This window comes from Roseovarius autotrophicus (genome assembly GCF_018069895.1).
Taxonomy (GTDB): Bacteria; Pseudomonadota; Alphaproteobacteria; order Rhodobacterales; family Rhodobacteraceae; genus Roseovarius; species Roseovarius autotrophicus.
In genome coordinates this window covers 1-6,253 of record NZ_JAGQDH010000046.1, presented here as the reverse complement: position 1 = coordinate 6,253, position 6,253 = coordinate 1, and the positions used below count along the sequence as shown (strand labels likewise).

Sequence of the window (6,253 nt, the reverse complement as noted above, 5' to 3'; positions counted from 1 at the left end):
GTCAAGACCGCGTTCAAGTCGATGGAAGACGCCTTTGTCAGCCTCGCGCGCACCGGCAAGATCGAGACCGCCGATCTGGTGGATTTCGCGCTGCGCCAGCTTTTCCGGCTGGCCGCCCAGGCGGCGGTGGCGAATGTCGCGGGCGGCGGCGGAGGCGGCGGCCTGCTTGGCGGTATCGTCGGCAATCTCTTCTCGCTGTTCACGGGGCCCGCGCCAGGCTCGACCGCGAGCATCCTGCATGACGGCGGGATCGCGGGCCGCGACGGGCGCGCCCGCGCTGTCGATCCCCGGCTGTTTGCCGCCGCACCCCGGCTGCACACGGGCGGCTTGCTGCCCGGCGAGGTGCCCGCCATCCTGGAAGAGGACGAGCGTGTCCTTACGCTGGCGCAGCAGCAATCCACCGCCGAGACCATCAAGGGTCTTGCGGCCCTTGCCGCGAACCCGCGCGGTGCGAGCCCGGCCGGCGGGGTCGCGCCGGTCATCAATGTCAACGTCATCGGCGCGCCCGCGCAGCCGCGAGTGGGCCAGCCGCGCCAGAACGGCGACGGCACGTTCGACCTGGATATCGTGTTCGATCAGATCGAGGAACGGCTGGCCGGCAATCTCGCGCGCGGGCGCGGCCTGGCACCGGCTGTGGCGGGCCGGTTCAATCTGCGGGGGGCGCTGTGATGGTTCGCTGGCCCTTTCAAGACCGGTTCAAACCGCTGTTCGACAGCTGGCAATTGCAGATGCCGAGCCTCACCCGGCGGACCGAGTTCGAGGACGGCGAGGACCGCGTGCGCCGAACGGCCCATGCCAGGCCCATCCGTCAAAGCCTCGAAATCGACATCAGGCGGCGCGACTTCGCCGTGCTGCGGCGCTGGTATCACGAGGACATAGACGGCGGGCGGCTATGGTTCACGATGCCGGTGCTGGTAGATGAGGCCTATACCGAGGTCGAGGCGCGTATCGTCGATGACGGATCTGGCCCCTTCCGCCTGACGCTTTTCGGCGATCACGAGTATCGCGTGGCGCTGGACCTGGAGATCCGCGCCATGCCGCGCGTCGACGACGGCACCTATTACACGCGGCAGGCACGCCATGACAGATGACAGCCTGCTGCGCGCCTATGCCTACGCCACCGACGATGTCGAGATCGCGACCGTCGAGGTGCGCCACCCGGCGATCGAGGACCCCCGGAGCGGCAGCCCCGGCGTGATCCGGCTGGCGAGCGTGTTCGCCTCGCCTGGCGACATCGAGGCGACGCCCTTTTTCGAGGCCCGGCTCGAGGTCGACGCGCCGCTCCAGCCCGGCGAGATCGTGCCCTTCAATCGCGCCCCCATCGAGATCATCCGGCCCGAGAAGACCTCGAGCGGGGTGCCGCTGGCGCGGTTCCGGTTCTCGAACGTCGATGCGCGCATCACCGGCGCGCTGATCGCCGCCTCGAAATCGCAGGTGCCGGTGGCGGTCACGATCCGGGTATTCACGCAGGCGGCCCGCCTTTCGGGGCAGCCCGAAGTGCTGAGCGGCTTCGAGCTGGTCGATCCAAGCATTTCGGGGGCGGTCGAGGTCACCGCCCGCGCCCCCGACGTGATCAACATTCCTTTTCACACGAGCTTTTACGATGCCCGCTTCCCGCTCCTTGGCCTCTGAGATCGCGCCGCTCATCGGCATCCCGTGGCAGGCAGGGGCCTCGGGGCCGGATGCCTATGACTGCTGGGCGGCGGCGGCCATGGTCGAGGCGCGCCTGTTCGGGCGCGCCCTGCCCGGTCTGACGCCCGAGCGGCGGCGCGGCATCGCCTCGGCGCGGCAGGTGTGGGCACTGAGCCGGATCCCGCGCAACGGCGATATCGTCGAGATGCGCCGCATGGGGCGGGCCAATCACGTGGGCGTCTGGATCGAGGGCGGGATCCTGCATTGCCAGGCGGGCGCGGGCATGGTCTATGACCAGCCCTCCGATATCCGCCTGATGGGCTGGACCATGCGCTATTGGACGCCCGCGCCGCGTCGCGTCCGCAAACGCCGCTGCCCTGCGCCGCGCGCGGTCTATGTGCCGGGGCTCGATCTGCTGATGGCCGGCGGCGCGGCGGTGGCGGAAGACCTGCTTGCCGCGCATCGCGCCGTGCCCGTCCAGGCGCGGACCGGCGACAGCATCGCCGAGGCGGTGGCGCGTGCCGGGCTGGGCGGCGAGCCGCTCGCGGCCTTTCTGCGGCCGCACGGGGCGCGCGACGATGTGCATCTGCCCGAGAATGTCACCGACGAGAGCCTCGCGGCGCTGCTGCGCGACCTGGGCGCGGTGCCGGTAGAGGCGTGGGAGATGACGAGGATCGGCGCGGATCAATGCCTCGTGCTGACCGCCCTGCCGCAGGGCGGGGGCGGATCGAACCCGCTTGCCACCATCCTGTCGATCGCGGTGATCGCGGCCGCGTTCTTCGTGGCCGGGCCGCTTGGCCTCGGCGCGACCCTTGGCTCTACCCTCGGGATCGGCGCGGCGGGCACGACGCTGGCCTTCGGCGCGGTGTCGGCGCTCGGGCAGTTCGTGGTTTCGACCCTGCTGCCGCCGCCCTCGCCGCGCGGTGTCGGCAAGTTCAGCGAGGATATCAGCCCCACCTTCTCCGCCTCGGCCCAGTCTTCGATCGCCCGGCCCGGTGCGCCGATCCCGATCCAGTTCGGGCGGCATATCCACCTGCTTGACGATGTGGCCCCGCCGTTCTCGCGGTTCGAGGACAACAAGCAGATCATCTGCCAGCTGCTTGCCCTCGGCATGGGCGAGCATGCGCTCGAGGAGGTGCGCCTTGGCGATACCGCCGTCTGGCGCGAGGGCGCGCTCACCGGGACGCTGCCCGGTGTCGCCATCGAGCATGTGCCGTCGGGCAATGCCGTCACGCTGTTCGAGGAGGCCGTCTGGACCCAAGGGGATGTGGCGGGTCTGACGCTCGATCCCGACAGCATGGTGGGCTGGCACGCGGCGGTGCCGCGCGGCAGGCGGGCCGAGGCGGTCGAGGTCGATATCGTGTTTCAGCAGCTGGTGACGATCGACAATAATGGCAACAACCAGAACCGCACCGTGCAGATCCGCGTCGAGGCACAGCAGGTCGATGACGACGACGTGGCTCTGGGCGATGTGATCGAGCTCGAGACCCTTGGCTTTACCGCCGCGACCCGGTCGCCGCTGCGCTCGTCGCACAAGTGGTTCGTGCCGCCCGGGCGCTGGCGGCTGCGGCTCACGCGGCTCACGGCCGAGGGGGGCGATCAGACCTTCGATACGGCGCTCTGGGGGGGCCTCAAGGGCATCCTGCCGGGCGGGCGCATCCTTGCGGGTCTGGAGCTGCTCGCCGTGCGGGTCGAGGTCGGCGAGCAGTTCGCGGCGCAGTCGGCACGGCAGGTGCAGGCGGTCAAGACCCGCAAGCTGCCGGTCTGGACCGGCAGCGGCTGGAGCGCGCCCGAACCCACGCGGGAGATCGCCTGGGCCGTGGCCGAGGTGGCGCGCGCGCATGGCCGTCTCGGCGATCTCGACATGGGCGAGCTGCTCGCGCTTCACGAGGTCTGGACCGCGCGCGGCGACCGGTTCGACACGGTGTTCGATCAGTCGATGTCGTTCTGGGAGGCGCTTCAGGCCGTGCTGCGGGCCGGACGCGCGCAGGCCGATCAGATCGGGCGGCGTATCCGGCTCTGGCGCGACGCGCCACAGCCCGTGCCGCGCCAGCTGTTTTGCGAGCGCAATATCCGGCGCGGATCGCTCGTGGTGCGCCCGCGCCTGCCGGTCAGCGACCGGCCCGAGCGGCTGGTGGCGCAATACATGGACGCGCGCACCTGGCGGCCTGCCGAGCTGACCATCGGCGCGATCACCGGGCGCGAGCGCCGCGAGCGGTATTTCGGCATCACCGATCGCGCGCATCTCTTGCGCGAGGTCGGGCACGATCTGCGGGCGGCGCGGTTCCGGACGGTCGAGGTGGAGTTCGAGGTCGAGCTTGAAAACCGGCTGTTGCGGCGCGGCGATGCGATCGTGCTGTCGCATTTCGAGCTGACCGAGGGCCTGGCGATCGGTCTCGATGACTGGCGGGGCCTGACGCTGACGCTGGGTCGCGCGGTCGATCTGTCCGGGTGGCCGGGCAATGCGATCATGACGCTGAGCGCCCCGGACGGTGCCGTGATCGGCCCGTTCCGGGTTGCGCGGCCCATCACCGACCGCACGGACACGCTGACCATCGATCCCGACGAGATGGACCGGATCACCGCCGATCACGGCACGGACCCGCGCGCCTGGCTGGCGCGAAGCGCGGCGCGCGACGAACCGATCCGCGCGGTTCTCGGCCGCGAGGCCGGCATCGAGATGCGGTTGATCGTGCAGTCGGTCACACAGGAGCGTCAGGGGCTCGCGCGTGTCGTCTGCATCGATGACGATCCGCGCGCCCACGATTTGCCCGTGGATGCGGCAGGCGATCTGGATGGGGCCATCATCGGACTGACGCTCGACACGGTCGGCACCCCCGGCGGGACCGAATTGCAGATCGAGGTCGCGCTGCGCGCCGGGTTCGACGGTGCCGACATCCTTTACGAGTATTCGGCCGATGGCGGCGCGATCTGGCAACCCCTGGGGCAGGGCGGGGCCATGTTCACCGCGCCGTTGCCCCAGGGGCTGACCCATATCCGCGTCGCCGTGATCGTCCAGGGCGCGCGTGGCGCCTGGGTGTCGGCCGCGATCGCCCAGGCCGGGCTGGCCGCGCCCGCCCCGGCGGCCGAGGTCATCCCCGGCCGCTACGCCGCCGAGGCGGTGCTGCATGTGACCGCCGCCCCCGTCGCGGGCGCGACAAGCTACCGGTTCGAGCTGCGGGGCGTGGCGCAGGCGCTGCTGGCCATCCAGTTCCGGGCGGCGCCCGAGATCGTGCTCGACCGCGATCAGCTGGCCGCGCTTGGCGCGCTCACGCGGCATCTGACGCTGCGCGTGGCGGCTCTGGATGCGGATGCCATTGCCGGTCCCTTCGTCGAGATCGATCTGACGGTGCCGGCCCCTGTGGCCGTCACCGGGCTCGTTTCCCCCAACGGCAACCGGCACGTCTGGACCGTTCCCGCGCCGCCGCCGCCCTTCGGCTGGCGTGTCCGGTGGCGGCAACGCGCTTCGGGAGGCTTCACCGGCGAGACGGTGGTCGCCAATGCGGAATGGTTCCGCAGTTCGGCCTCGTGGCCAAATCTGGTCTGGGTGGCGGGTCTCGATGTCTTCGGGCCAGGCCCGGAGGCGTTCATCGACCACACCCCGCCGCCCGCCGACGACGGAAAGTGACATGTGCGCGCCTTCACCTGATCGCGCCGCGCGCACCCCGCTATGATGACCTCGGATAAAGGAGCCGCGACATGCTGCTGACCACGACACTCACAGGCATCCTGCGCGAGACCGACGGCACGCCGGTGATCGGGCGCGCGGTGCTGATCAACCCGGTTATTCGCGCCGTCATCGCGGTCAGCGACGGCGGGCTCGTCCTCACGGCGGTTTCCGCCGCAACCGACGACGAGGGGCGGCTCGGGATCGCGGCACCCGATGTCCCGTTCGTCCAGGGCGTGGCGCTGCCGGTGGGCGAATACGACCTCGTCATTCTCGGGCTGGATCGCAAGTTCGGCGGCAGGATCACGATCACACAGGATATGGTCGACGCGGGCACCGCGCTGCTGTCGCAGGCACTGGAGCTCGGTCCGCCCGCCGTCGTGCTCTCGGACCTCGCGCTGTTGCGTGCCGAGACGATCGACGCCCGCGACGGGGCTATCCAAGCCGTTGACGGGGCCGTGCAGCAGGCCTTGGACGGCGTCGACGTCATAATTGCGGATGTCGCGCAGGACGCCACCCGCGCGGAGACAGCCGCAGACGCCTCTGCCGCCTCTGCCCTCGCAGCGGAAGCCCTGCTGGCGGACCTTGCACCTTTCTCCGCCGTTCCACCAGCGCCCGCCGTGATTAACAACTACCTGCGGGTCAACAGCGCGGGAGATGGGTTCGTCTATCGGACGCCCGAGCAGGTTCGGGCCGACAGTGCTGCGGCGTGGCGGCAGACGCAGGTTATCGCCGGGACCGGGCTTCTCGGCGGCGGGGCACTGACCGGCAACGTGACGCTCGACGCCCAGACCCTCCTCGACACCGACTGGACGGACGGCGCTTTGACCACGCCCGCGATGATCAGCCCTGCGCAGCTTGCTCAGGTTGGCGGCGGCGGCTGGGAATACTCGCCTGTTGTCGCGACCACCTCTGGCACGGCGTTCGACTTCACGGGAATCCCGGAGGGGGTGA

The 6,253-nt window shown here is 70.4% G+C and carries 5 protein-coding genes; all 5 read left to right on the top strand.

The genetic code is table 11. From position 1 onward, the window contains the following. On the top strand, positions 1-669 hold a 669-nt coding region (locus KAK09_RS18205; protein ID WP_272491288.1), incomplete at its 5' end, for a phage tail tape measure C-terminal domain-containing protein. Then, on the top strand, positions 669-1,091 hold the full coding sequence (locus KAK09_RS18200; RefSeq protein WP_210880348.1) for a hypothetical protein: 423 nt from the start codon (positions 669-671) through the stop codon (positions 1,089-1,091). The genes KAK09_RS18205 and KAK09_RS18200, both read left to right, overlap by 1 nt. Next, complete coding sequence (locus KAK09_RS18195) at positions 1,081-1,632, top strand: DUF1833 family protein (RefSeq protein WP_210880347.1); 552 nt, start codon at positions 1,081-1,083, stop codon at positions 1,630-1,632. The genes KAK09_RS18200 and KAK09_RS18195 overlap by 11 nt, the downstream gene beginning before the upstream one ends. Further along, the gene (locus KAK09_RS18190) at positions 1,604-5,260 is read left to right on the top strand and encodes a host specificity factor TipJ family phage tail protein (protein ID WP_210880346.1); all 3,657 of its coding nucleotides are present in this window, start codon (positions 1,604-1,606) and stop codon (positions 5,258-5,260) included. The genes KAK09_RS18195 and KAK09_RS18190 overlap by 29 nt, the downstream gene beginning before the upstream one ends. A gap of 71 nt (positions 5,261-5,331) precedes the next feature. After that, on the top strand, positions 5,332-6,253 hold a 922-nt coding region (locus tag KAK09_RS18185; protein ID WP_210880345.1), incomplete at its 3' end, for a hypothetical protein.